Source organism: bacterium (assembly GCA_035295165.1).
Taxonomy (GTDB): Bacteria; Sysuimicrobiota; Sysuimicrobiia; order Sysuimicrobiales; family Segetimicrobiaceae; genus JAJPIA01.
Window position 1 is genome coordinate 1 of record DATGJN010000104.1, and the last position, 24966, is coordinate 24966.

Below are 24966 nucleotides of genomic sequence, written 5' to 3' on the forward strand. Positions count from 1 at the left end.
CTGTCCTCGAGGGTCACGTCCGTCTCCCTCCTTCCGAAACCCGCCAGGTCTCGGTTGGAGTATTCGGAGGCTGGACTGTGACCCTCTTGCTGTCACGGGAGGTAGCCCTCCAAGTGTTAACACTACGTCCAAACAGTACACACTAGGCCGCGTGCGTGCCGGTCACGGACGTCAAAGGAGCGTGTAATGGAGCGACAGGTCCAGCACAGACTCACCCCGACCACGATCGCGGATTTCGAGCGCCGTATGGCGAGCGCGCTCGTCGAGTGGCCGACGCCGGGGCTCCAGGCCGCGGTGTTGGTCGACGGCGACGTGGTCTGGACCCACGCCGCCGGCGTGGCTCGGTTTGACCCGACCGAACCGCTCACCACCGAGCATCTGCACCGCATCGGGTCCATTACGAAGCTGTTCACCGCGCATGCCATCCTCATTCTCCACGATGAGGGGAAACTGCACATCGATGATCCTGTCTCGAAGTGGCTGCCCGAGTTTCGACCGTCGGGACCGACCGTGACATTGCGGCACATCCTGTGTCACGGTTCGGAGATCCCGGCCGAGGGCGGACGCAATGTCTGGGAGTCCGGCATCTTTCCGGACGAAGCCGAGTTTCGCCGCATGATCGCGACGTTTCAGCCGGTCGCCGCTCCGATGATGCACTTGAAGTACTCCAATGCGGCTTTTTCCATGCTGGGGTTGGTGGTCGAGGCGGCGGCCGGTGGCGCGTACGAAGCGTTCGTGCTGGATCGGATCGTGCGCCCGCTCGGCATGGGCGCGACGCGCTTTCATCTGACCGGCGACGCAGGCCAGCCGTTTGCCCAGGGACATTTCATACCTCCGTTGGAGCGGCGGTTTGAACCGACGCCGCACCAGGAACTCCGCGCGTATTCGGCCTGCGGTATGTTGCTGTCCACGCCGACGGATGTGCTGGCGCTGGCGAAGGCGCAGTGGGCGCCGCCCTCGCTGCTGTCGCCTGGGGTGGCGGCCGAGGCGCGCCGCGTGCACCTCATCGATCCTGAGGTCCCCGGGTGGAAAGTCGGATACGGCCTGGGCTGGCGACAACTGCGCCGGGGTGAGCGTGTCTATATCGGGCACAGCGGATCGTATCTCGGCAATCGGTGCGCGCTTGAGATCTCATGCGAGGACCGTGTCGCCGCCGCGGTGTTTTCCACCGTCGGCGGGAGCGACGCACCGATCGAGCTGGCGATGGACTTCGTCGACGCGGTACGAACCGCGCAGGCCCGCGCCGCGGGTTCGCTCGGCGCCGACACGGTGCCGGCAGACCTTCGCCCGTTGCTCGGCCACTATGCCATGCATCGGTGGTACGAGGCGACGATAGGATACGACGGCCGCCAGTTGGTGTTCTCGAGCGGCCTGGATGCACGCGCGGGTGTGCCCCTCGCGCCAATCGCACCGGGCCGCTTGCGCATCTTGGCGGGACGGGCTGTCGGCGAGGACCTCGTGGTGAATGAACGGGCCTCGGACGGGACCGTCCTCGAGTTTTCGTTCGGAGGGTCGCGCATGCGTCGCCTCTGAGATCGGCACAGATCGACACCGCCACGTGCGTCGCGGTCCACGTGGCGGCACGCTCGACCAGGGTGAAAGGGGGAATGTGGTGATGACGAACGTGGCACGGCACACTCGCGTGTTGCTTCGCTGCGCGGTGGTGGTCGCGTTGATCGGGCTCTCGCTGTCAACGGCGGGAGGGTGGGGGGCCGCGACGGAAGCGCCGCCCGGACCGAACAATACCTTTGTGTGGGCGTCGCGGGTGATGGATAAGACGAACCCGCTCTTGGACATGGATCTCGACCGCGTGCCGCTGTGGACGTTCGACGGGCTCGTGTCCTTTGACGGCAGCCTCGAGCCGCACGGTGCCCTGGCGCAGTCCTGGGACGTCAGCAACGGGGGCAAGACATACGTGTTCCATTTGCGCAAGGGCGTGACGTGGCATGATGGGCAGCCGTTCACCGCAGACGACGTGGTGTTCACAGTCCAGGCGGCGCTCGATCCCAAGAACAAGTCATACATGGCGCCCGCGTTCATGGTCGCCGGGAAGCCGGTTACGGTGACGAAAGTCGACGCCGACACGGTCCGCTTCGATCTCCCGCAACCGTCGAACACGTTTCTTTTCATGATGTGGCGGCAGAACAGCGTGATCGTGCCGAAACACCTCTTGGCTGGCGTCGATCTGCAAACGACCCCGTTTGATCTCAAGCCGATCGGCACCGGGCCGTACATGGTGGTCAAGTACGTGCCGAAGCAACAGGTGATCCTCAAGGCCAACCCCAACTATTTCGGGGGCGCGCCGAAGATCCAGTACTGGGTGTTCAAGGAGTTGGAGGATCAGAACGCCGCGCTCGCGGCCCTTGGCAGCGGCGAGGTGACGGCAGCGGGGTTGGGCGGGAAAGCCGCGCTGACGGCCGCCGCCAAGATGCCGCACGTCAAGATCCATGGGTACGACGCCGGATGGATCTTCGCGCTGGTATTCAATGTGCGTCGCGCCCCGCTCAACGACAAGAGCGTGCGACAGGCGGTGGCTTACGCCATCAATCGGCAACAACTCGTCAAGACAATCGCCGGCGCGGACACCACGGTTGCGACATCGTTGATCGGACCGCCCGGCACCTGGCAGTACGATGCAGGCGTGACGACGTACGGCTTCAATCCCGCGAAGGCGAAGGCGCTCCTGGCTCAGGATGGGTGGAAGGCCGCCGGTGGAGGCGGTGTGCTCGAGAAGGCAGGCAAGCCACTGACGCTTACCATCTCCATCCAGGCCAGGGCGACGGACTCCGACCCGATGCCCTTCGCCGTCGCGATTCAGAAAGAGTTGTCCGACGTCGGTTTCAAGGTGAACATCGTGCAGCTCGACCGCGCGTCCCTGCAGCCGAAGCTGCTGAACGACCACGACTTTGACGCCTACCTCTGGTGGGACGGTTATTCCTTCGTGCCGGACGTCAGCGCGTTCTGGCTGACCAAGTCCGCCGATCCCACGGGCTACGCGTCACCGCGGCTTGATGCGTTGATCGACAAGGCGAACACGACGCCCGATCGAGCGGCGCGGAAGGCGACCTTGGACGAGATTGCGCAGCAGGTCGCGGGGGACGTGCCAATGATCCCCCTATACTATTATCGGGGACACGTGGGCATCCAGGATGTCGTCGGCGGCGTCCCGCAGCCGTCGGGCGCGGATCCGAACAACACCGGCATCTTCTACCGGGTTCAGGATCTGACCCTGAACCGTCATTGACCCACTCGCGCCGGAGGCTGGCACCCTCGCGAGGGCGCCAGTCTTCCGGCGCGTCCTGGGCGCGCCCGATCGCTAGCCTGTGATGGCTGCGTATCTCACCAGACGCCTCGTCCAGAGTCTGTTCATCCTTTTCGCGGTCAGCCTTGCGTCGTTCTGGATCTTGCGGGCCGCCCCCGGCGACCCGGTGGAGATGTATCTGTCGGAGCCCTTTCATCAAACGCCGCCCGCCGTGATCGCGGCGGTGCGGCATCAACTCGGGCTCGACCAACCCACCTACGTGCAGTACGGGCGCTGGCTCGCCGCTTTTCTGCGCGGGGATATGGGATACAGTCTGGTGACCCACGCGGCCGTCGCCGGTGAAATCGCCGATGCCCTGCCGAAGACGTTCTTGCTCATGAGCGTCGCCACGGGGTTTGGGCTGCTCGCGGGGATCCTGCTCGGCGTGTGGTCGGCCCTGCGGCCCAATGGCGCCGCCGACACCGTGTTGGCCAGCTTTGCGGCCGTGGGGTTCGCGGTCCCTCAGTTCTGGGTGGGGTTGGTGCTGATCTACCTGTTGAGTTACGTGTGGCCGATGTTGCCGTCGTCGGGCATGATGAATGCGTATGCGCTCAGCCCGACGACTCGCGACGTGGCAGTCCATCTCGTCCTCCCGGCGGCGACCCTCGCGGTCAACGAGGTCGCCTACTGGCAGCGATACCAGCGGGATAGTCTCCTCAAGGAGTTGACCGCGGAGTACGTTCGCACCGCCCGCGCGAAGGGGCTTCGCGGCATCGTGGTGGTGTTTCGGCACGCCTGGCCGAACTCGCTGGTCGCGATCGTCACGCTGCTCGGCCTGTCGCTGACTCGCCTGATCGCAGGATCGTACATCGTGGAGACGATCTTCTCGTGGCCGGGAATGGGCTATTTGGGGATTTCGGCCGTCGACAATCGCGACTACCCCGTGGTCATGGCGATCCTGATGGTATCGGCGGTCCTGACCTTGGCCGGCAACTTCCTCGCGGACCTGTTGCACACGGTGGTCGATCCTCGGGTCCGTCTTCCCGCAGCGAAGCCGCGATGACGGCGCCTCCGCGGTCGCCTACACGCGTACGCCTCGGCGCGCGCCGCTTCCGACGCAACCGTCGCGCCGTGGTCGGGTTGGGCGTGCTGATCGTGCTCGCCGTGGTCACGCTGTGCCCGGGTCTCCTCACCAGCCGCACACCGAATGACGTGGACCTCACCCACAGCCTGGTGCCGCCGGACGCGCAGCATTGGTTTGGCACGGACAACGTGGGCCGCGACTATCTGGCGCGCGCTCTCTACGGCGGCCGTGTGTCCATGGCAATCGGCCTCGCGGCCATGGCGATCTCCGTGGTCGTTGGCACGGTGGTGGGGAGCGTCGCCGGCTACGTCGCGGGGTACACCGACGAGGCGATCAGTCGGGCAGTGGATTTTGTCCTCTCCCTGCCGCTATTCTACGTTATCGTTGTGATCGAAATGATCTTCCACCCGGGGGCCGTGGGGTTGGTCGTCCTGATCGGGCTCACCTCGTGGATGGTGGTGGCCCGTCTCGTCCGCGGGTTGGTGCTGAGCGAGAAGGAGACGGAGTACGTGCAGGCCGCCCGGGCGATGGGCGCACCGGCGGCGCGCGTCATCATCCTCCATCTGTTGCCGAACATCTTGGGCCCGGTCATCGTGACGGCTAGCTTCAATGTTGGCAATGCGATCCTGCTCGAGTCCGCGTTGAGCTTTCTCGGCGTCGGGATCCAGCCTCCGCAGGCGACGTGGGGCAACATGATCATCGGGGCCCAAACGTACCTCTTCAGCGCGCCGTGGATCGCGATCTTCCCCGGGATCTTGATCACCGCGACCGTGATGGCGTTCATGTTCGTGGGAGACGGGCTGCGGGATGCCTTTGACGTGAGGATGTCGGTGACGCGATGAGCGCTCGGCGGCACCCCGGTGCGCAACTCCGCGTCCATGCCGGAAGCCGCGGCTCATTCGCCCAGCAGCGCGTGCCCCGGCCGGCGCGCCGACAGGAGCCACGTCGCAGAACTGCACGACGTCCGTGACACATTCGAGGTACGATGTCCGTTCATGCCAGCGTGCTCGGCAGCTGATATGCCGTCCAAGCATGATGACTACAACTGGGTCGCCACCGCGTGGTCGGGGAGATCGCGGATGAAGCGGCGGTAGATGGTGTCAAGGCGTCCCACTGACGGGTCGCAGCCTGCGACCATGCGCACAAGGCCGCATACGATGCGGAGTGGACGGCAGGGTCCTTCACCGATGCGCGGCACCAGTGCGCGCTCACCGTGGCCCGCATGCAGTATGCTCTTGGAGCCGCGCAGTCGCTGGCGTTATGTCGCTCTAGTATCTGGCTCGGTATGGTGTGCCCGGAGGGGGGTGTGCGCCAGTCGAGCCGCGTCAGAGAGACTGTCGATGAGTTTGCGGCGGGCAGTTGTTGCGTGGTCCATTGCCTCGATGGGCGTCACCGCCGAACCCTCCATCACGGTGAGAATCGATCCTTTCCCCGTACGCACGATGCGCCAGACAAATGTGGCATCCACCTGCCTCAGCAGTACCGTGAACGCGTAGCCGCCCCAGTAGTCAGTGCCGAGCAATCCCATCTCCCTGCCCCGCGATTAGTTGATTCTATTTTGATGAAGCCACAGATCAGGGTACGGTACACGCTCGAAGAGGTCCATCGGGTGAATGCAGTATTTCCATGTGATTGGGCCGGGACGTCGTAGGGTCATGGTACTTGAACAACGCGATCGCCGCTCAGGAGATCTCGACCCGCCCAGCGGGCAGCCGAACGGGTGAGTTCACCGGCTCGGCCCAGGAACCCCGATACCGGGACCCCTCGTTAAGCACCGTCCGTTACCAGAAACTTGAGCGCCGCCAGAACATATCGTGGGCCGGGAGTTCGACCACCGGCGTCCGGGCCGCGTTCCAGACAAACAGACGGAACGAGGGCGGGGAGGGCCGGGGGCGAAGGTTGAAGAGCGACGCCGCGACTTGGCGAGAGGACGGCTCCCACGACGGAAGGAGTTCCCGTATCAGCACACGGAATCTTGGTTCGATTGGACCGCCGCGACATCGCAGGTAGCAGGGACGCGCAACGGAGGGCCGCCGTGGGCATCGACTTCCTCGTTACCTCCCTGATCGTGGTTGTTTCACCCGGCACGGGCGTTCTCTATACGCTGGCGGCTGGCCTCTCGCGGGGATCCCGCGCCAGCGTCGTCGCGGCATTTGGATGCACTCTCGGCATCGTCCCGCACATGGTTGCCGCGATCATGGGCCTCGCAGCGCTGTTGCATACGAGCGCGGTCGCGTTCCAGAGCTTCAAATACCTCGGCGTGGCCTATCTCCTCTATCTCGCCCGGAACACGCTGAAGGAGCACGGGGCACTCCAGGTGGAACAGCAAGTAGGGTCCCGGTCGGCCACGCGGGTCATCATTACCGCTATCCTGATCAACATCCTCAATCCGAAACTGTCGCTCTTCTTTCTTGCATTCCTGCCGCAGTTTGTGAGCGCGAATGACCCACATCCACTTTCGCGCATGTTCGCGCTCAGCGGCGTGTTCATGCTGATGACCTTCGTCGTTTTCGTCGGGTACGGTCTGTTCGCTGCGTCGATACGGAACCACGTGATCTCACGCCCCCGCGTGTTGACGTGGATGCGCCGTACGTTCGCTGGCGCGTTCGTCGCGCTCGGCGCGAAACTCGCGTTTGCCCATCGCTGAACACGTCTTTCCGTCGCACGTCGTGACACTGGTGTGTCCAATTACGCCTACTCCTCGAACGGTGCGTTCTTGGGCGCGATGGACGAACCACTGGAGCCGATGGGAGTACGCGCCCCCGAAGTCCTAGCGGGCGGAGCGGAGTCGCCGGCTCGAGACGTCTTCGGGCACTCAGAGACACAGATAGGGAGCGGCATCCCACGCCCGGGTGCGGGCGCTGCATCACGCTGCAGGACACGTCCGGGCCAAGTGGAAGCGACCAACAACGATGAGTACTCGAAGAGGGTACGTGATCGGCGTCATTGTAGTGTGGGCGATCATCTTGGGCGCCGCTCGCGTTTCGGGCTCGGGCGAGCATGTGCGGAGCGTGGCGTTGATTTGTTTCGGGTTCGCTCTCGGAATGGTCAGCGCATTCATCGCCGCGTCGTTCCACAAGTCGTAGGGAGCCTGCCACGACGATGACCGCCGAGAGCGCCAAAGCACTCGACGAACTTCGTCAACCCATCACCGATCAAATACGCGCTATCTGCGAGAAGGACCTCGACCGACTCATGAACCACTACGATGGGCTTCTTCGGCAGAAGGTGCTTCTGGAACAGATAATGGAAATTCCGAATTATACTGTCGTGGTGCGTCAGCGAGGGTGACGAAACCACACCCCTGGTAGGGTACGCCATGCAGCGCAAGGTCTTGCGGGGGTACGGAAATGTCAAACGAGACGTGGCTTATCTTTGTCGCACTTCGCGTATTGGTCTACGTCGCGCTTGTGAGAACTGGCCTCAGCCCTCTCCGCCACTTCCGATAGTCGGTTCCTTCTCGCGGCCGCGCAGGCTCCTCCATCGGATCAGGGGACCCTCACGCAAGTATAGGCCGCGTAGATCTGGGACTCGCTGTATTCGCTCTCTCGGATCTCTAGGCCGGCTCGCTCGAGCATGGGCTCCAGGAGCCAGGTGAAGGTGCTGTACTCTTCGCGCACGTGCGTTTCCAGTTCTGCACGTGTCCAGCCGATGTCCGGTCGCTGGGACGCGCGGGCGAGCCACTGCTCGAGCACGCGCTCCGTCTCGCTCGGGGCGAAAGAGTACACGAGGTCACGCACGCGGAACAGGCCCCCCGGTCGGAGCATGGCGGCAACCCGCACCAACGCGACGGCCTTCCAGAAGTCCGGCAGGTGGTGCAGGGCGTGACGGGAGCAGACGAAGTCTGCCGGCTCTCCCTGATGGACGTAGGTAAGGAAGCCCGACCGGACACACCCGAGATTCGTGATGCCTCGTTGTTTCGCTCGCGCCTCCGCGACAGCGAGCATCGGTGCGGAGATGTCCACCGCCACCACCCGGCGGCAGAACGGTGCGACGGCCACCGCGAGGGCACCGGTACCCGCTCCCAGATCAACGAGGGTGTCGGTTCGGCCGAGGCCGAGTTCGCGCAATCGCGCCACGTCGTCGCTGGGGTCATAATCGGCCTTGCGTTCATAGCCGGCAATGTACGTCGCATCGACATGTTCGTCGCCAGCGTGGGCTAGCTCATCAAACAGCCAGGGGGTAGTCTGCACAGAACGGCCTCCGAATCCCGCCACCAGTCTTTCCGAGAAACACGCCCGATCCCCTATGAACCCGAAATTCCGCTCAGGTTCTCGAACGCCCTGCCATCGGTGCAACCGATCCGGTTTCTCCTCCGCTCGCGTCGACTCCGTGGGCGTGCATCGCGGTCACGTTCATGACAGGCGCGCGGACAGGCGATAGGACCGCACCGACGTGCTCAGAGTATTGCCTCGTCGATATAACACCAACGCCAGTCTTCTCCAGGTTCGAACGATTGGATGATGGGGTGGCGGGTGACATGAAAGTGTTTGGTCGCGTGGTGGTTCTTTGAGTCATCGCAACACCCGACGTGTCCGCAGGTCAAGCAGAGGCGGAGGTGCACCCAGGTGTCGCCCAGTTCCAGGCATTCCTTGCACCCTCTTCCGGACGGCGTCACCTTCCGAATTTGATCCAGATGCGTGCAGGTCGTCGCCATACATCCTCCGATCTCGACAGGGTGCAGTGCACTCGTTGATGCTCCGCTAACCAAGCACAGTGGTGCAGACTGCCGTAACGTCCTTGGGATGGGAAAACAGCACGGCCCAGGCATCGCCGATCCACGCGTGAGGGCTGATACGGCCTTCTGTGGTGTCCGCGTCAAAGTTCGGTACGGTATCACCGAGCTGGAGAGTCATCAGCCACCTCCTCACGCGCGCCCCACGGACGCGTCCGTTCCGATAACGGTCCGGACGTCGGACGTCATTCCGTGCGGCGGCTCCGCGCGTTCCGCGTGCCGGGGTCGGCCAGCTCGGGCGGGCGACGGCCTCCGTCGACCGGTGCACGGTCGCGATGCCCGGGGTGGGGGGGAGCGCAACACCCGGAAGAGCCCTAACCGGCGTCACTCCGGAGTCCACTTCTGGGCATATACTGAGTGCCGGGCCGTTGTCGTTGCCTCGCATCTCATCGGACGGTCCCAGATCTGTACTCAATCGGCGGCCCGGCGGCTCTCTCCTTCCGTGATGCCCCGGTGGTTGTCCAATGGCGGGACGGTCCTTCCAGTACGCAGCGGACGGGGGTGTCCCGCGCCTTTCCGGATCCGGCCGAAAATAGGTCCACTGCCCGATACCCCACGCCGCCGTCCTGAAGATATCGTCGTACTGGAAGGTGTGTTGGTCGCTTCGGATGGTGCCCACGCGGCTCATTGTGGGGGGAAGGACCATGAACAGGGGACTGTTGGCCGGGTTCGTGGTGGGGTTGATCCTGGGCGTGGTAACGATGGCGCTGGCCCAGGGACTGCTTTGGGGATTCCTGAACGGGAGTACGTACCGGGTGCGCACACCGGTGGAGCAGCAGGCGTACGTCGCGGGTGTCGCGGACGCGTTGCGGGTTTCGCCAAGTGACACCGTCGCGGCGCGTGCTTGTCTCGAGCAGCGGTACAGCGGCCCGCGCGTCTCCGCGGACCAGCTTCAGGAGATTGTGGGGCGGTACCTTGTGGCGCACCCCCAGAGCGCGGGTGCCCAGATGGCTGCGGTGACGATGATCGCTATCGCCGACACGTGTGAGAGTCCCACGTCTCACTAGGTACAGGTACTCGTCTGTCCGCCGCCTCGTTCCGCACACATCCCGGCCCGGCCAGGGGGCGGACGACGCACAAGGGGCGCGAGATCCGTGGTGGGCGTGGCGGGGGGGAATCTGACCACGCCGTGCCCACGGATCCGCGCCCACTAGTTAGGGTCCCGTCTTCCGTGCCGGCTTTCCCCTATCGTTTGTCCGATTGGCGACTGTCTCCGAAAGCAGCCGAGTGCATCGCCGCGTGCTCGGTTCCGCGCGCGGTCAGTTCATAGCACGTATCGCTCTTGCGAGACACGTACTGCTTTCGCTCCAACTCCGCGAGCGCGCGAGTCCACTCGGGGCCTTCCTTCCGCAGCCGCCCCACCGCGACCACCTGCCCCGATTTTGGACCGACGTGGCGGAAGACCTTGCCGTAGCGGATCTTCGCCCGATACGCGCTGACAAGAATCACTTCCGCCGGTCTGCTGAGCCGCGACCTCACTTGGCTTGCCACGTCTGCCTCCTGCGCCCTGGCGGTCTGATCGTCGTACGTCGAAAGGGGGGGCGACAGTTCGCCGCCCGAACGGGCGCAATCGGGGAGATGCCCAGCGCCCCGGTCCGTTAGACATGGGTCGGGCGCTCCGGAGCGGCCGATCGGCCGTTGGAACGGGCCAAGACGCTCGGCGCTATGGCGCAACATCGGCAGCGTATCGGAGGCAATTTTGGAGAATTTCTGTGGCACGAGGTTTACACGACATTCACAGATTCTTCAACGGTCCTGGGTACAGTGTGATCGTGAAGTGTCTCGCTGCAGCACGGTTCCATCGCGCGTCGATCGACGGGCCCCAGTGGAAGCGCGCACAGGACGATCGCAGGGTGTTGGCGCGTCGCGTCGACGTTCTCCTGGTCGTCTGCTGTCTGGCGGGCGTGCTGTTCATGCGAGGGGCGGCCAGCCCGGGGCATCTATCGTCGCTGCTGCCTCCGGTGCTCCTGCCCGCCGTGGATCGCTTCGTTGGCTCCGATACGGTCGTGGCGGCGCCAGCGGGCCGGGCTCCCGCGTTCGACCGACCCGAGACGCTTCGCACGTGGGCTCCCGTCACCGCCGCGCCCGACGCCAATCGTGTCCCGCCTCGCTCCCAGCTCGCGAGGCTTGCGCTGCCTCCTCCCGTGGCGGCCTCGCCGTCGGACCGCTGACGGCGGGCCCCGAGTTCGAACCGCGTCGCTGGCCTCGTGGACAACACTGCGAGAGATGTGCGCCACGCGGGTTCGCCGCGGTCCACGATCGTGCGAGTCATGGGAGACTGCCAATTCAAGCGACGAGCGCGGAGGAGGATACAGCCATGCGCCGAGTTCTCGCAATGCTCGCCATTGGGGTGGTGACAGTTCTGGCGCCGGCCGCCGCAATGGCGCAATCGACAACCTCAGACGACACGGCACCTGCGGTCGGACCCGTGCAGGTCCACGGCGCTGACCTCGCGCCGGCCGATCTGCAGCCGCCTGTCTACCTTCAGGGGAACGGTCAGGGCGACGGCAACGGTCAATAGCGTTACCCGCGCCCGCGGCTCATACGGCGACACGGCCGGTGGGCTAACGCCCGCCGGCCGTATTCTCGGTGCGGGTCTGGCCGGCTAGCCGTGGAGCAGTGCGCGCGCCCACCGGACCGCATCGCGGGCGTTCTCGATGTCCCGGTCTATCCCGACATTGCGCGCGCGGCGCCACTTCGCAAACGCCAGGACTGTTTGAGCGTTCTGAAGCGAGCGGGTGGCCCGATACCGGGACCGTCCCGCGGTCCTCAGCGCCTGGAGCGGTCGCGCGAGCCGGTGGACGGTGATGAGACGCGTCAACTCCTCGATGGTGACGGCCCCGGTGGCGGTCTCGTCCGCGAGCATGTGACGTAACACGTACCGCTCCCGTTCCCATCCCCACCCCATCACGATGAGGATGAGCCACGCCCCTCCCCAGTCCGCAGCCTCTCGTACGATCCCTGCGGCACGCCCCGTTGCGGCGATGTAGCCCGTGTGGCAGAGGACCGCCGCGCCGAAACCGGCGGCTGCGAGGATCCACAGGCGCGGCGCCGTGCCGCGCACGTAGCCGAGGCTCGCCCCGAACAGGCTCGTGAACAGGCCCTGGCTCAGGCCGCCGATGAGGAGGCTCAACGCCGGGGCGGGCGCGAAGCGCGCGATCTGGCCCCCCGCCGCCATCTCGCGCACGTACGCGAGCGACTCGGCGAGGGCGAGCCCTGCGCCGACCGTCGCGCCGACAACCATGCCGTCGAGCGCGTCGCTGAAGACGCGTCGCGCGGACAGGAACACCCCGAGCACAATCGCCGCCTTGGCCGCTTCCTCCACGAGACCGGTCCACGGGCTAAGGGGGATGTAGCGTTGCAGCGGTGGCGGGAAGATGGAGTCGGGCAGGCCCGATGCCGCCTCCACCAGTCGGATCAGGATCGGCGTCACCGCGGCGCTGAGCGTGAGCATCACCACAAGATGGTTGATCGGCTCGCGTTCGTACGGGTCGGCAATCCACAGCAGCACGACATAGCACCCGGTGAACACGACGATGAGAAGGATGGTGGCGAGGACGGGCAAGCCCAGGGGCATCGGCCGCGGGGTTCGCCGCCCCCACCGCAACTCCTCCGTCGCGCAGCGGGACGGGTGCGGCGCTCCCGTTCGTATGGCCTCAGTCTCCGCCGTTGCGGAGGAACCCGGTCGAAGCGGATGGAAGACAGCGCATCGCTCGAAACGCACGGTCAACGCAACGAGCGGTCACGCACGGACCCGGGAGCGCGATCGATGGAGCGGTCGTTTCACGGCATTTTCCCGTACCTGGTCTCTCCGGTGGACGCGACGGGCCGCGTGCGGGAAGGCGTGCTCCGGCGGCTCGTCGAGCACCTCGTCGGCCAGGGCGTCCATGGGATCAGCCCGCTCGGAAGCACCGGGGAGTTTCCGTACCTGACCCCGGCGCAGCGCGAGGAGATCGTGCGGATCACGGTGAGCGCGGTGGGAGGACGCGTCCCGGTCGTACCAGGCGTGGCCGCGTACGCCACGCACGATGCGATCGCGCAGGGGCGCCGGATGGTCGACCTCGGGGTGGACGGGATCGTCCTCATTCTGCAGACCTACTTTCCGCTGCCCCGGTCTGCCGTCTTCGAGTTCTTCTCGTCCACCGCGAGGGCTGTGCCGTGCCCGATCGTGCTGTACTCGAACCCGAGGCTGCTCGGGGCGGAACTGACCCCGGAACAGGTCGTGACGCTCAGCGAGATCCCGAACATCCAGTATTTCAAGGATGCCTCGGGGGAAACCGGAAAGATCCTGACCGTCCTCAACCGCGCCGGCGACCGCGTGAAGGTGTTCAGTGCCTCCGCGCACGTGCCGCTGCTCGTCTTTCAGCTCGGCGGGGTCGGGTGGATGGCGGGACCCGCCTGTCTGTTGCCGGAGCGGTGCGTCGCGCTCTACGATCTGGCGCAGCAGGGTCGCTGGGACGAGGCCGACCGCTTGCAGCGGCGGTTGTGGTCGCTCAACGAGGTGTTTCAGCGCCACGCGCTCGCGGCGTGCGTGAAGGCCGGTCTCGAGCTTCAGGGGTTCGAGGTCGGCGATCCCATCCCGCCCGTGCCCGCGCTCAGCCCGGACGCCCGGGAAGAGCTTCGCGCAGCGCTCGCGCACGCGGGCGGTCCGATCGACTGATCGGATTCCCTAGCGCGCCGCCGCTCCCGCGCGCGCGATGGGGACACGCTACCCGTGGGAAGCGGCGTACTGCCCCCGGCGCTTGGCGATCGTCTTGAGGTGGTACGGCACGTGGTCGGCGAAGTGTTCGACGAGCCACTCCAGCGTCACGAGCCCGGCTTCCGTGTGGCGGCCGGTCTGGGTCCACGCCTCCGCGGGGGCCTGCCGCAGCAGTTCCGCCGTCGGCGCACGCACAGCTCGGAATAGCGTGAGCGCGGCGTCGAGCGACGCCGACGCGTATCCGAGGGTCTGCGCCCAGCGCCCCTGATCGAACCCGACGAGCGTGGCGCCCGGCTCGGCAAGCACGAACCGCATCCGGACCGCCGCGACCAACTCCGTGTCGGCGACGTGCACGGCGTTCTCGTGGATGCTCCAGTGCCCCGGGCCCGGACGAAAGGCCAGCTCGTCTCTCGGGATGCCGGCGACCGCGGCCTCCAAGAGGCGCGGGCCGTCGGCGTACGCGCGAATCAGCTCGGCGATGCGTTCCGGCGTCGGCATCGATGCTCCCGGCGGTGACGACTTGACCGTGTGAGGTTCGCGGACGGGACGGCGGGGCCCTGCGCGGCCGCCGCTCACCGCGGAAGAGGAGGAGCAACGGGGAGGAGTTCGCGTATTTGCTTGAGCCGACGCGGCCGGGCAAGCTGGTCGACCCGACGGGCGCTCGCGACGGACCAGTCCCGCGGCATCGTGGTGTTCGACGCGGTCGACGAGGATACCGCCCAAGGGATCATACAGCGCGATCCGGCGGCCACGCGGGGCGTGTTCAGGGCGGTCCTCCAGCGCTAGCGGGTCGTTCTGCTTCGGGGCCGTCGCCGGTGAGCGCGACTCGCGGGATTCGCGGTTGGCCGGAGGTGCGCTCGCGACAGGAGGGGAATACCAGTCGTCGATGAGCGTCCTCGAGTCGCATGTCGACGTCCGTTTTGCGGAGTTCGACGAGAACCGCGCCCACCACGAAGGGCTCGCGCGGACCCTGGCCGAGCGGCTGGCGCGGGTGCGTGAGGGCGGCGGCGCCCGGGCCCGCGAACGTCAGCGCGCGCAGGGGAAGAAGACCGCGCGCGAGCGCATCGAGTCCCTGCTCGACGCGGGATCGCCGTTCCTCGAGATCGCGCCGCTTGCGGCGTGGGGGATGTACGGCGGTGACGCCCCCGCCGCGGGGATCATCACGGGCATCGGCCGCGTGCACGGCGGTGAATGCATGATCGTGGCGAACGACGCCACGGTGAAGGGCGGCACCTACTATCCGCTCACGGTCAAGAAGCACCTCCGCGCCCAGGAGATCGCGCTCGAGAACCGGCTCCCGTGCATCTACCTCGTCGACTCCGGCGGCGCATTTCTGCCGCTGCAGGCCGAGGTGTTTCCGGACCGCGACCACTTCGGCCGGATCTTCTTCAATCAGGCTCGACTCTCCGCCAAAGGCATCCCGCAGATCGCCGCGGTGATGGGGTCCTGCACCGCCGGCGGCGCGTACGTGCCGGCGATGTCGGACGAGGCCGTGATCGTGCGGGGTACCGGCACGGTCTTCCTCGGCGGTCCGCCGCTCGTGCGGGCCGCGACCGGCGAGGAGGTGACCGCCGAGGAGTTGGGGGGCGCCGACGTGCACTGCCGCCGCAGCGGCGTGACGGACCATCTGGCGGTGGATGACGCGCATGCGATCGCAATCGTGCGCGACATCGCCGGCACGCTGAACCGCGTCAAGGCGCCCGCGCTCGACCTCGCGGCGGCCGAGGACCCCCGGTACGACCCGCGCGAGCTGTACGGCGTGCTGCCTCGCGACCTCCGTCGCCAGTTCGACGTCCGCGAGGTGATCGCCCGGGTCGTCGACGGGAGCCGGTTTCACGAGTTCAAGGCGCTGTATGGCACGACGCTCGTCACGGGATTCGCGCGGATCCACGGGATCCCCGTCGGCATCGTCGCGAACAACGGGGTGTTGTTCGTCGAGAGCGCCGAGAAGGGCGCGCACTTCATCGAGCTGTGCGGGCAGCGGCGGATTCCGATCGTGTTCCTCCAGAACATCACGGGGTTTATCGTCGGCCGCGAGTACGAGGCCGCGGGAATCGCGCGGGCCGGCGCCAAGATGGTGCACGCGGTCGCGACGTGCGGCGTGCCCCGCCTGACCGTGATCATCGGCGGTTCGTACGGCGCCGGCAACTACGCGATGTGCGGACGGGCGTACGCGCCGCGGTTTCTCTGGATGTGGCCGAACGCCCGGATCTCGGTCATGGGCGGCGAGCAGGCGGCCGCGGTGCTGGCCACCATCAAGCGCGACCAGCGCGCGCGCGACGGACAGACGCTCAGCCCGGCCGAGGAGGCTTCGATCGCCGCCCCCGTGCTCGCGAAGTACGAGGAGGAGGGCAATGCGTACTACAGCACGGCGCGCCTGTGGGACGACGGCGTGATCGACCCCGTCGACACGCGCACGGTGCTGGGGCTCGCGCTGTCCGCCACCCTCAACGCACCGGTCCGCGGGATGCGGCCCGGCGTGTTCCGCATGTAGCGCCGATGCGGACCGTGTTGGTCGCCAATCGCGGCGAGATCGCCGTCCGTGTCATCGGCGCGTGCCGTGAGCTGGGTCTTCGGACGGTCGCGGTATACGCGGATCCCGACCGGGACGCCCTCTACCCGCGGCTGGCCGACGACCGGGTGCCTCTTGGCGCCTCGGACCCGCTGGACACGTACCTGCACGTCGGTCGCCTGCTCGACGCGGCGCGGCGCTCGGGCGCGGACACGGTGCACCCTGGGTACGGGTTTCTCGCGGAGTCGGCGGAGTTCGCCGCGGCGGTCCGCGAGGCGGGCCTGGTGTGGGTCGGTCCGCCCGCGGACGTGATCGCCCGCGTCGGGGACAAGACGGAGGCGCGGCGGCTCGCAAGGCGAGCGGGGGTCCCGGTGGTGGCGGGATGTGACGCTGAGGAGACGTCGGACGCGGACCTGACGGCCGCGGCCGGCCGGATCGGATTTCCGTTGATGATCAAGGCCGCCGCGGGCGGCGGCGGCCGGGGCATGCGGCGCGTGAATGAGGCCAGCGACCTCCCGGGAGCGCTCGCGTCGGCCCGGCGCGAGGCGCGGGCGGCGTTTGGCCGGGACGCCTTGTTGTTGGAGCGCCACCTCGACGAGGTCCACCACGTGGAGGTGCAGGTTCTGGCGGACGCCACGGGGGTCGCCATGGCCCTCGGCGAGCGCGAATGCAGCGTGCAGCGCCGACACCAGAAGCTGATCGAGGAGTCGCCGTCGCCGTTCGTGACCGCGGAGCTGCGATCGCAGCTCGAACGCGCCGCCGTGGCGATCGCGGAAACGGCCGGGTACGTCAACGCGGGCACCGTGGAGTTCCTGGTAGACGCCGACCGCCGCTGGTATTTCCTGGAGGTGAATGCGCGGCTGCAGGTCGAGCACCCCGTGACCGAAATGGTGACCGGCGTGGATCTCGTCAAAGCGCAGCTGCACCTCGCCGCCGGTGACCGGCTGCCGGCGGACGGCAGCGGGCGCTCGCGGGCCCCGCGGGCGCGGGGTCACGCGATCGAGTGCCGGGTGTGCGCGGAGGACGCCGCGCACGGGTTTCGCCCGACGCCGGGACCCATTCTCGCCCTGGTGGAGCCGCATGGGCCCGGGGTGCGCGTGGACTCGGGGTTGCGCGCGGGATGGCGCGTGCCCGTCGAATACGATCCGATGCTCGCGAAGGTCATCGCCCACGCCGCGACGCGCGAGGACGCCGCAACGCGGATGGCGGACGCGCTCGGACGCTACGTCATCCTGGGATGCCAGACGAACTTGGAATTCCTGCGCGCGGTGGTGCGGCACGACGCCTTCCGGGACGGGGAAACGACGACGCGGTTCCTGGAGCGCCATTTCGGGGCGTGGACCGGCGAGGCGGACGGGCTCGCCGCCGCGGCCGCCGCGGTGCTGACGCAGGTGCGCGACGCGGGTACGGCCGAGGCGACTGCAGCCCCAGGGGAGGGAGGATCGCCTGCCGGTAGCCCGGGCCGGGATTGGGACCCATGGTTGCGGGTCGGCCCCTGGCGCATGGGGATGTCCGGACCGCCGGGCGCGCATGAGTGAGGTCGTCCTTCGGGCCGGTGGCGTCGCGGCGCGGTACGAGGTATCGCGGGACGGGGACGCGTGGACCGTGCGGGTGGGGCCCCGTACGCACCGCCTGCGACTCACCCTCCTCGAGTCCGGGGTGGCGCTCGTCGAGTCTGACGGACGGACGCACCTCCTGCATGCGGCGGCGGCGGGCGGACGCACCTTCGTGCACCTCGACGGCGTGACCCTGGACTTCGAGCCCGTGCGGCGGGGTGGCGAGCGCGGCGGCGGCGCGACAGACGATACCGGCGACCTCCGCGCGCCGATGCCGGGTGTGGTCACCCAGGTGTTGGTGCGGGTCGGGGACACCGTCCGGACCGGGCAGCCGCTGCTCATCGTCGAAGCGATGAAGATGGAGCATGTCGTGCGCGCCGGCGGCCCCGGGGTGGTGCGCGCCGTGCGCGTCGCCGCCGGAGACCAGGTGGATGGGGGAGCCGTCGTCGCGGAGTTGGCTCCGGTCATGCCCGGCGACACGCCGTGACGGGTAAGGCCGGGGAAGCACGCGACCCGCTCCCAGACGGCCTGGCGGCGCCGTTCGCGGGGCTTCCCCGCCGGGTGCGGATCGTTGAGGTCGGCCCGCGCGACGGCCTCCAGAACGAGGCCGCCAGGCTCTCGATCGACGACAAGGTCGCGTTCGTCAGGCGCCTCGCGGCGGCGGGACTTCGGACGATCGAGGTAGGCGCGTTCGTGCGCCCGGACCGCGTGCCGCAGATGGCCGACACCGACGCCGTGGTGCGTCGACTCGGATCGCTGGACGGCGTCGCGCTGTCCGCGCTGGTGCCCAACCGGCTCGGTATGGAGCGCGCCATTGCGTGCGGTCTGCGCGACGTGTCGGTGTTCACCGCGGCGTCAGAGGCGTTTGCGCGACACAACATCAACATGACGATCGACGAGTCGCTCACACGGTTCGGCGAGGTCCTGACGCTTGCGGCCGAGCGCGCCATGCGTGTGCGCGCGTACGTGTCCACGGCGTGGTGGTGCCCGTACGACGGACGCGTGAATCCGGATGCGGTGCGCCGGGTCGCGGGACGCCTGTTCGAGATGGGGTGTGGGGAGATCTCGTTGGGGGACACGATCGGCGCGGCGACGCCGGCGGACGTCGCGGCGTTGTTGGACGGTCTGGCGCGCGATCTGCCCCGAGGCGCCCTGGCGGTCCACTTCCACGACACGCGGGGGACGGCGCTTGCGAACGTCCTTGCCGCGCTGTTGCAGGGCGTCACCACGATCGACGCCGCGGCCGGCGGTCTCGGCGGTTGCCCGTACGCGCCCGGCGCGTCGGGCAACTTGGCGACCGAGGATCTCGTCTACATGCTGCACGGGATGGGAATTGACACCGGGGTGGACCTCGCCCGGTTGGTCGAGGCGTCGCGACCGCTTGCGCTGCTGGTCGGCCGCGCGCTGCCGTCCCGCTATCTCCAGGCCGGGCCGCCGCCGGCGGGCTGATTCAAACGTTCAGTCGACGGGGGACGGGGCCGGTCGTGTCGAGCCGGCGCTCCTCGGTTCGTGTACGCCCGCGTCGGGGATCAGGGATGGGTGCGAAGCAACATGACGACGCTCGGGAGCACCAGCAACACCGTGACGACAATGACCGCCACCACCGACGGGCCGCGCGCGGCCGTGGCGCGCCGGTCGAGGGCATCGAGGACCATGAGGCGCACGCCGTTCAGGGCGTGGTACACGACCGCTGCGACTAGAAGCGCTTCCATCGGGACGAGGTACGGCAACGCATAGCCGGTGACGGTTCGCTCGTACAGACCGGGAGCGAAGGGCACGAGGGCGATGTCCAGGATGTGAAGGAGCAAGAAGCCCAGGATCCCGATCCCGGCGACTCGGCTCAGGGCGAACGCCCATTGCCCCGGGTAGTTCCACCATCCGAGCGGGCGGCGGCGGAGCAGGAACGTGACCAACACGCTCGCGGTCGCGAGGATTGCGAGGTAGGTGAGCGAGGCCAGCACCACCAGGCTCGCGATCAGGACGGTGGGGATCCAATCCGCCCCGGCCAGGGGGCCACCGCGTTCGCCCCGCGCTCCCGCGCCGATGGCGATCGTGCCGAGCGCGATAAACGCGAGGCCTCCCACCGCGAAGACGCCGTCGACCACCGCCCGCGCGCGGCGCAGGTGGTCGCGCAGCACCCCGTGCACCCCAACCAGACCGTGCGTCAAGGCGAGGACGAGCAGCATCCAGTCGAACACTCGCCAAGATGCGCTGCCCCACCGCCGGTTCACGAACGCCGCGCCTGTCGCGGACGGCGCATGCTGGTAGTGCATGACAAACAGGTGTCCCAGCACAAAGGCGACCATGAGCGCGCCGCTCACACGCAGGTAGTACCACGTGAGGGCGTCGCGACCGCGCACGGGGCGACTAGCGATCGGCGGCCCCTTTCCGCAGCAACTGGATCGAGAGCAGCGGATTGATCGCGACCGGGCACGCCGTCACGCAGTTGCCTACGTCGTGACACGCGTGGACCCCGCCGTCTCCCAAGAGGAGGGGCAGGCGGTTCTTCTCGATGGGTTCACGGACGTCGGCGCTCAACACGTACGCGCGGTTCAAGGCCGCGGGTCCGAGGTAGGCGGGGTTCAGGGCCACGACGGGACAAGCGGAATAGCAGGCGCCGCAGGAGATACATCCGAGTTGCCGATCCACGACGTCGCGGACCCGCGAGTCCGGACGGACCACGGCCGGCGTGCCGTCGCGCCCCATCATGGAAGCGTCCGTCGCCGCAAAAAAGGGGTCGACGGCCTTGTACTTGGCGAAGAACGGCGCCATGTCAACGACGAGATCCTTGATCACCGGCAGCGACCGCAGGGGTTCGACGTGGACGGGGCTCCTCAGGCGGTCCAGCCGCCGGCGGCACGCGAGATCTTCGCGGCCGTTGATCAGGACCGCGCACGATCCGCACATCCCCGCACGACACGAGTAGCGGAACCCCAGGCTGCCGTCTGCGTGCTCCAGGATCCAAAAGAGGCCGTCGAGCACGCTCATCTGTGGCTGGATCTCGACCGTGTACGACCGCCACGCGGGCCGCGCGTCGGCATCGGGGTTGAAGCGCCTGACGCGGAAGATCACGGCCGCGCGGCGTGCGGGGTCGGGAGATCGTCAGGCGTCAGGCGGTTCAGGCGCACCGGCTCGGTCCAGGGCGTGCGGTCCCGCGCTTGGCAGATGTTGACGAGCCAGCGGGTATCGTCGCGGTCGGGGAAGTCGCGCCGCGCGTGCGACCCGCGACTCTCCTGTCGATGGCGCGCCGCGGTAGCCGTCAGGCGAGCCGCCGTCAGCAAGCTTCGCACATCGAGGGCCTGCTGCCAGGTCAGGTTCCACCGGGCGCCGGGCGGAGCCGCCACGTGCGCGGCGCGATCCTCCAGCTCGGCGATCTCCGCCAGCGCGCGCTCGAGCCCCGGCGCGTCGCGGACGAGCCCGACATGGTCCCACATGACCCGCTGGAGGCGGTCGCGGATCTGAAACGGGCTCTCGCCGCGCTCCCGCGCCAACGGCGCGATCGCCTCGCGCTGGGCCTGCGCGGCCTCGGTCTCGTCCGGATCCGCGAAGGACCACTCGGCGCACATCCGCGCGGCGGTGCGGCCCGCCCGCGATCCAAACACACACGAGTCCGCCACTCCGTTGCCGCCGAGGCGGTTCGCCCCGTGCACCCCGCCGGCATCCTCGCCCGCCACCAGGAGTCCCGGGAGGGACGGCACGTGACAGTCCACGTCGATCCGCGCACCGCCCATGTGGAAGTGCGCCGTTGGGATCACCTCCACCGGGCCGGCGCAGAGGTCGTAGCCGACCTCCGCGCAGCGCTTCACCATGCCGGGGAAGTTGCGCGCGACGAACTCGGCACCCAGCGGGGACGCATCCAGCAGCACTCCGCCCGCGGGGGTGCCGCGGCCAGCCATGATCTCCAGGTAGCTCGCCCGCGCGACGAGATCCCGGGTGGCGCGCTCCATTCGCAGCGCGTCGTACCGCACCATGAAACGCTCGCCTTGCGCGTTGAGCAGCCACGCCCCGGCGCCTCGGAGACCCTCCTCCAACACCATGCCGGACAGCCGCGACGCGCCGGCGAGCAACCCGGTGGGGTGGAATTGCATCATCTCCATATCAATGAGGTCGCACCCGGCCCGGTACGCCATGGCGTAGCCGTCCCCGGTCTTCTCCAGCGACGGCGCGGAGTATGTGTACATCCGCGGTCCCCCGCCGGTGGCGAGCAGCACCACGCGGGCACGGGCCAGGACAAACGCACCCGTCTGCTGTTGCAGCAGCAGTGCGCCGGTGATCCGATGCCCCGCGCGGTCGTGGATCAGCTCCACCGCACGCGTTTCATCGAGCACGCGGATCCGCCGCGCGAACAGCTGGTCGTGGAGCCGGCTCACGATTTCGATCCCGGTCAGGTCCCCGCGATGGACGGTCCGGTCGAACGACTGGCCGGCGAACGCCTTCTGATGGATCTGCCCGTCCTCGCGGCGATCGAAAAAACACCCGACCTTCGTCTCCAGCTTCCGGATGACGTCGGGGGCCTCGGAGACAAGAGCCCAGGCGAGATCCTGGTTGTTGAGGAATTGGCCTCCCGCAAGGGTGTCGCGAAAGTGTCGCTCGACCGAATCGCGCGGGTCCAAGGCGGCGTTGAACCCGCCCTGCACGAGCCGCGTGCATCCGCTCTTCCCGACCAAGCCCTTGGCCACGACCGTGATGTCGAGTCGCGGTTCCAGGTCGTACGCGTGCAGGGCGGCCAGCAGGCCCGCCCCGCCGCTGCCGAGGATCAGGACGTCGCACCGGAGCTCTTCCCACTCACGGCTCATCGCGGAGCCCCAATCGTCGGTAAACATCCGCCAGGCGCGCGTGGGCCCGTTGCGCAACGTCGCGGTACATGCTCTCGCCGTGCGCGTCCATCGCGACGATCAGCGGACCGAACGCCCGGACGCGAAACTGCCAGAGGCACTCCGGCATCAGATCTTCCCAGTAGACGTGTTCGATCGCCTCGACCTGTTCGGTTTCCACGGACGCGGCGCCGCCGACAATCGCCAAATAGACGCCGCCATGGCGCGTCAGGGCGGCGCTGCTCTCGTCGGAGAGGCCGCCTTTCCCGATGATCGCGCGGACGCCGCAGACGCGCAGCACATCCTCGGTGAACCGGTCCATCCGCATGCTGGTCGTCGTCCCCACGGTCATCGCTTCGTACCCGCTCGCCGCCGTCGCGCTGCGACGGACGTTCGGCGCGACGTGTAGGAGCGCGCCTCCGCGCAGGTCGACGGGCGACGGTTGCGCCTGATCAAACATGCGGATCAACGTGGCGTCGCGAATCCCCCAGACGATGCCGTCAAGCAGGACGGTGTCGCCGACGCGCAACGCCCGCACCGCGTCCTCGGAGAGCGGGGTCTCGAGCCGGTGCTCCATCGTTAGTACGTAATCTCCACGCGCCCGTCGCGGTACACGCGGGCGCGTCGGCGTTCGCCGCGCCAGCACTGCATGTTGATCGCCACCGGGTTCAGCGTGATGTGTGTCCACGCCGTCTCGATGTGCAGATCGAGCGCCGTGGTATCGCCTCCCAGGCCCATCGGACCGATGCCCGTGCTGTTGATCGCGTCGAGCAGTTCGCACTCGAGCGCGGCCACCTCCGGATCGGGGTGGCGCTGGCCGATCGGCCGCAGCGTCGCTTTCTTCGCGAGCGTCACGCAGAGATCCGAGGACCCGCCGATGCCGACCCCGATGATCGTCGGCGGGCACGGTCGACCGCCGGCGCCCACGCTGGTTTCGAGCACGAACTTCTTGATGCCGGCGATTCCGTCGGCGGGCAGCAGCATCTTCAAGAAGGACATGCTCTCCGACCCCGATCCCTTCGGCATCATCAGAATGTCGATATGGTCGATCGCGTCGGAGAACTCCACGTGCACGACCGGCACACTCTCTCCGGTGCTCGTCTGTCGGTTCTCCCGACGGATCGGAGAGACGATGCTCGATCGCAGCGGCGTCTCCGTGGTCGCCCGCTCCACCCCGCGGCGCAGCGCATCGATCATGCGAACGCCGTCGATCGACACGCCCCGCCCAATTGTGATCCAAAAGATCGGGATCCCCGTGTCCTGGCACACCAGCGTCTGCTTGCGGTCCGACACCTCGATCGCCTTGAGCATCGTGCCAAGGATCCCGCGCGCCACCGGGTTTGACTCGCGCGTCTGGGCGTCTCGCAGCCCCTGACGGATGTCGGGGGGGATGTCGATTTGCGCGTCCACGTAGAGTCGGCGCCCAATCTCCTCGAAGAGGGCATCGCGTTCGGGCGTGTCGAGCGACAGATCAATCATGAGTGGACTCCTCATATCCTCTCGGTGCCGTTCTCATGTCCGCTTGGACCCCGCGCCGGCCGCGACGCGCTCGCCGGTCCGTCGGTGCCGCGCGTGCTCGGTGAGGGTGCGCGCATGCCTGCGGTCCGTTCCCGATACACCGCCTGCGCGCGCCCGCGTCTACAGTCCCATGTACGCGGCGCGCACGCCGGGGTCATCGTACACCTCCGCCGCCGATCCGGACAGCACGATCCGTCCCCCCTCCATGACGTACGCGCGGTCCGCCACGGCGAGGGCGTTCTCGACGTCCTGTTCGACCAGCAGCACGCTCGTCCCCTCGGCGCGGATCTGGACGAGGACGTCCAGCATCGCCGCCGTGACAAGCGGCGACAGCCCAAACGACAGCTCGTCGATGCAGAGGACCTTCGGGCGGGACATCAACGCCCGACCGATCGCGCACATCTGCTGCTCGCCCCCGGAGAGGGTGCCGGCCAACTGGCGGCGCCGTTCGTGCAGCCGCGGCAGGATCTCGTAGACATGTGCGAGCGTCGCCGGGATGCCGGCGTCGCGCCGGAGGTACCCGCCCATGAGCAGATTCTCCTCCACCGTCATCGAGCCGAACAACCGCCGGCCCTGGGGCACGAGCGTCAGTCCGCGCGCCGTGACATCCGGCGGTTCGAGCCCCGCGACCGGCCTACCGGCGAGCGAGACCGCGCCCCCCCACGGCGGCACGAGGCCCGTCAGCGCGAGCATCGTCGTCGTCTTCCCGGCCCCATTGTTGCCGAGCAGGGTCACAATCTCGCCCTGGGCGACGTCCAACGTCACGTTCCACAGGACCTGGATCGCCCCGTAGCCGGCCATGAGGTC

Annotated in this window: 28 protein-coding genes; 16 read left to right on the forward strand and 12 right to left on the reverse strand. The window is 67.8% G+C overall.

Annotated features, from left to right (window positions below):
• Positions 1-186 precede the first annotated feature (186 nt).
• The 7 genes from VKZ50_17965 to VKZ50_17995 all read left to right on the forward strand — a co-directional run bounded on the left by VKZ50_17965 (position 187) and on the right by VKZ50_17995 (position 7616).
• The gene (locus VKZ50_17965) at positions 187-1533 is read left to right on the forward strand and encodes a serine hydrolase domain-containing protein (GenBank protein HLJ61614.1); all 1347 of its coding nucleotides are present in this window, start codon (positions 187-189) and stop codon (positions 1531-1533) included.
• 82 nt (positions 1534-1615) lie between these two features.
• Positions 1616-3244, forward strand: coding sequence for an ABC transporter substrate-binding protein (locus tag VKZ50_17970; GenBank protein ID HLJ61615.1), 1629 nt, complete (start codon positions 1616-1618; stop codon positions 3242-3244).
• 82 nt (positions 3245-3326) lie between these two features.
• Positions 3327-4304, forward strand: a complete 978-nt coding sequence (locus tag VKZ50_17975; GenBank protein HLJ61616.1) for an ABC transporter permease — start codon at positions 3327-3329, stop codon at positions 4302-4304.
• A complete protein-coding gene (locus VKZ50_17980) occupies positions 4301-5167 on the forward strand; it encodes an ABC transporter permease (GenBank protein HLJ61617.1) in 867 nt (288 codons plus the stop codon). Before VKZ50_17975 ends, VKZ50_17980 begins: the two co-directional genes overlap by 4 nt.
• Positions 5168-6360: 1193 nt before the next feature.
• Positions 6361-6972, forward strand: a complete 612-nt coding sequence (locus VKZ50_17985; GenBank protein HLJ61618.1) for a LysE family translocator — start codon at positions 6361-6363, stop codon at positions 6970-6972.
• Between the two features lie 265 nt (positions 6973-7237).
• Complete coding sequence (locus VKZ50_17990; protein ID HLJ61619.1) at positions 7238-7411, forward strand: hypothetical protein; 174 nt, start codon at positions 7238-7240, stop codon at positions 7409-7411.
• Between the two features lie 16 nt (positions 7412-7427).
• The gene (locus tag VKZ50_17995; GenBank protein ID HLJ61620.1) at positions 7428-7616 is read left to right on the forward strand and encodes a hypothetical protein; all 189 of its coding nucleotides are present in this window, start codon (positions 7428-7430) and stop codon (positions 7614-7616) included.
• A 197-nt stretch (positions 7617-7813) separates the two neighbouring features.
• Here the strand turns inward: VKZ50_17995 and VKZ50_18000 are convergent, their stop codons facing one another.
• The 3 genes from VKZ50_18000 to VKZ50_18010 form a co-directional block, all read right to left on the reverse strand.
• The gene (locus VKZ50_18000; protein HLJ61621.1) at positions 7814-8518 is read right to left on the reverse strand and encodes a methyltransferase domain-containing protein; all 705 of its coding nucleotides are present in this window, start codon (positions 8516-8518) and stop codon (positions 7814-7816) included.
• Between the two features lie 206 nt (positions 8519-8724).
• Positions 8725-8982, reverse strand: coding sequence for a UBP-type zinc finger domain-containing protein (locus VKZ50_18005; protein HLJ61622.1), 258 nt, complete (start codon positions 8980-8982; stop codon positions 8725-8727).
• 46 nt (positions 8983-9028) lie between these two features.
• Positions 9029-9181, reverse strand: coding sequence for a hypothetical protein (locus VKZ50_18010; protein HLJ61623.1), 153 nt, complete (start codon positions 9179-9181; stop codon positions 9029-9031).
• 523 nt (positions 9182-9704) lie between these two features.
• On the opposite strand from VKZ50_18010, the gene VKZ50_18015 reads away from it, so the two are divergent.
• Positions 9705-10067 (forward strand): hypothetical protein, encoded by a 363-nt coding sequence (locus VKZ50_18015; GenBank protein HLJ61624.1) that lies wholly within the window; start codon positions 9705-9707, stop codon positions 10065-10067.
• 178 nt (positions 10068-10245) lie between these two features.
• On the opposite strand, the gene VKZ50_18020 is transcribed toward VKZ50_18015, so the two are convergent.
• Positions 10246-10551 carry a hypothetical protein gene (locus tag VKZ50_18020; protein HLJ61625.1) on the reverse strand — a complete coding sequence of 102 codons (306 nt, stop codon included), beginning with the start codon at positions 10549-10551 and terminating at the stop codon, positions 10246-10248.
• A 221-nt stretch (positions 10552-10772) separates the two neighbouring features.
• Here VKZ50_18020 and VKZ50_18025 point away from each other — a divergent pair, with 221 nt between their 5' ends.
• Both VKZ50_18025 and VKZ50_18030 read left to right on the forward strand, forming a co-directional pair.
• Positions 10773-11231 carry a hypothetical protein gene (locus tag VKZ50_18025; protein ID HLJ61626.1) on the forward strand — a complete coding sequence of 153 codons (459 nt, stop codon included), beginning with the start codon at positions 10773-10775 and terminating at the stop codon, positions 11229-11231.
• A 146-nt stretch (positions 11232-11377) separates the two neighbouring features.
• Positions 11378-11581, forward strand: a complete 204-nt coding sequence (locus VKZ50_18030; GenBank protein HLJ61627.1) for a hypothetical protein — start codon at positions 11378-11380, stop codon at positions 11579-11581.
• 84 nt (positions 11582-11665) lie between these two features.
• Here the strand turns inward: VKZ50_18030 and VKZ50_18035 are convergent, their stop codons facing one another.
• A complete protein-coding gene (locus tag VKZ50_18035; protein ID HLJ61628.1) occupies positions 11666-12637 on the reverse strand; it encodes a PrsW family glutamic-type intramembrane protease in 972 nt (323 codons plus the stop codon).
• Positions 12638-12829: 192 nt separating this feature from the next.
• On the opposite strand from VKZ50_18035, the gene VKZ50_18040 reads away from it, so the two are divergent.
• The gene (locus VKZ50_18040; protein ID HLJ61629.1) at positions 12830-13720 is read left to right on the forward strand and encodes a dihydrodipicolinate synthase family protein; all 891 of its coding nucleotides are present in this window, start codon (positions 12830-12832) and stop codon (positions 13718-13720) included.
• A gap of 48 nt (positions 13721-13768) precedes the next feature.
• On the opposite strand, the gene VKZ50_18045 is transcribed toward VKZ50_18040, so the two are convergent.
• Positions 13769-14257 carry a DinB family protein gene (locus VKZ50_18045; protein ID HLJ61630.1) on the reverse strand — a complete coding sequence of 163 codons (489 nt, stop codon included), beginning with the start codon at positions 14255-14257 and terminating at the stop codon, positions 13769-13771.
• Between the two features lie 120 nt (positions 14258-14377).
• Here VKZ50_18045 and VKZ50_18050 point away from each other — a divergent pair, with 120 nt between their 5' ends.
• The 5 genes from VKZ50_18050 (at position 14378) to VKZ50_18070 (ending at position 19276) form a co-directional block, all read left to right on the forward strand.
• Positions 14378-14545 carry a YciI family protein gene (locus VKZ50_18050; protein HLJ61631.1) on the forward strand — a complete coding sequence of 56 codons (168 nt, stop codon included), beginning with the start codon at positions 14378-14380 and terminating at the stop codon, positions 14543-14545.
• A gap of 100 nt (positions 14546-14645) precedes the next feature.
• On the forward strand, positions 14646-16253 hold the full coding sequence (locus VKZ50_18055) for a carboxyl transferase domain-containing protein (protein HLJ61632.1): 1608 nt from the start codon (positions 14646-14648) through the stop codon (positions 16251-16253).
• A gap of 5 nt (positions 16254-16258) precedes the next feature.
• Positions 16259-17809: a biotin carboxylase N-terminal domain-containing protein gene (locus tag VKZ50_18060; protein HLJ61633.1), complete on the forward strand. Its 1551-nt coding sequence runs from the start codon at positions 16259-16261 to the stop codon at positions 17807-17809.
• Positions 17802-18314, forward strand: a complete 513-nt coding sequence (locus VKZ50_18065) for a biotin/lipoyl-containing protein (protein ID HLJ61634.1) — start codon at positions 17802-17804, stop codon at positions 18312-18314. The genes VKZ50_18060 and VKZ50_18065 overlap by 8 nt, the downstream gene beginning before the upstream one ends.
• Positions 18311-19276, forward strand: a complete 966-nt coding sequence (locus VKZ50_18070; protein HLJ61635.1) for a hydroxymethylglutaryl-CoA lyase — start codon at positions 18311-18313, stop codon at positions 19274-19276. Before VKZ50_18065 ends, VKZ50_18070 begins: the two co-directional genes overlap by 4 nt.
• Before the next feature lie 80 nt (positions 19277-19356).
• Here VKZ50_18070 and VKZ50_18075 read toward each other — a convergent pair whose 3' ends face one another.
• The 6 genes from VKZ50_18075 to VKZ50_18100 all read right to left on the reverse strand — a co-directional run bounded on the left by VKZ50_18075 (position 19357) and on the right by VKZ50_18100 (position 24960).
• Positions 19357-20187 (reverse strand): hypothetical protein, encoded by an 831-nt coding sequence (locus VKZ50_18075; GenBank protein ID HLJ61636.1) that lies wholly within the window; start codon positions 20185-20187, stop codon positions 19357-19359.
• Between the two features lie 7 nt (positions 20188-20194).
• A complete protein-coding gene (locus tag VKZ50_18080) occupies positions 20195-20899 on the reverse strand; it encodes a succinate dehydrogenase/fumarate reductase iron-sulfur subunit (protein ID HLJ61637.1) in 705 nt (234 codons plus the stop codon).
• Positions 20896-22623: an FAD-binding protein gene (locus tag VKZ50_18085; protein HLJ61638.1), complete on the reverse strand. Its 1728-nt coding sequence runs from the start codon at positions 22621-22623 to the stop codon at positions 20896-20898. The genes VKZ50_18080 and VKZ50_18085 overlap by 4 nt, the downstream gene beginning before the upstream one ends.
• The gene (locus tag VKZ50_18090; protein HLJ61639.1) at positions 22613-23218 is read right to left on the reverse strand and encodes a FumA C-terminus/TtdB family hydratase beta subunit; all 606 of its coding nucleotides are present in this window, start codon (positions 23216-23218) and stop codon (positions 22613-22615) included. The genes VKZ50_18085 and VKZ50_18090 overlap by 11 nt, the downstream gene beginning before the upstream one ends.
• 2 nt (positions 23219-23220) lie before the next feature.
• Positions 23221-24120 carry a fumarate hydratase gene (locus tag VKZ50_18095; GenBank protein ID HLJ61640.1) on the reverse strand — a complete coding sequence of 300 codons (900 nt, stop codon included), beginning with the start codon at positions 24118-24120 and terminating at the stop codon, positions 23221-23223.
• A 159-nt stretch (positions 24121-24279) separates the two neighbouring features.
• Positions 24280-24960: an ABC transporter ATP-binding protein gene (locus tag VKZ50_18100; protein HLJ61641.1), complete on the reverse strand. Its 681-nt coding sequence runs from the start codon at positions 24958-24960 to the stop codon at positions 24280-24282.
• Positions 24961-24966: the final 6 nt, after the last annotated feature.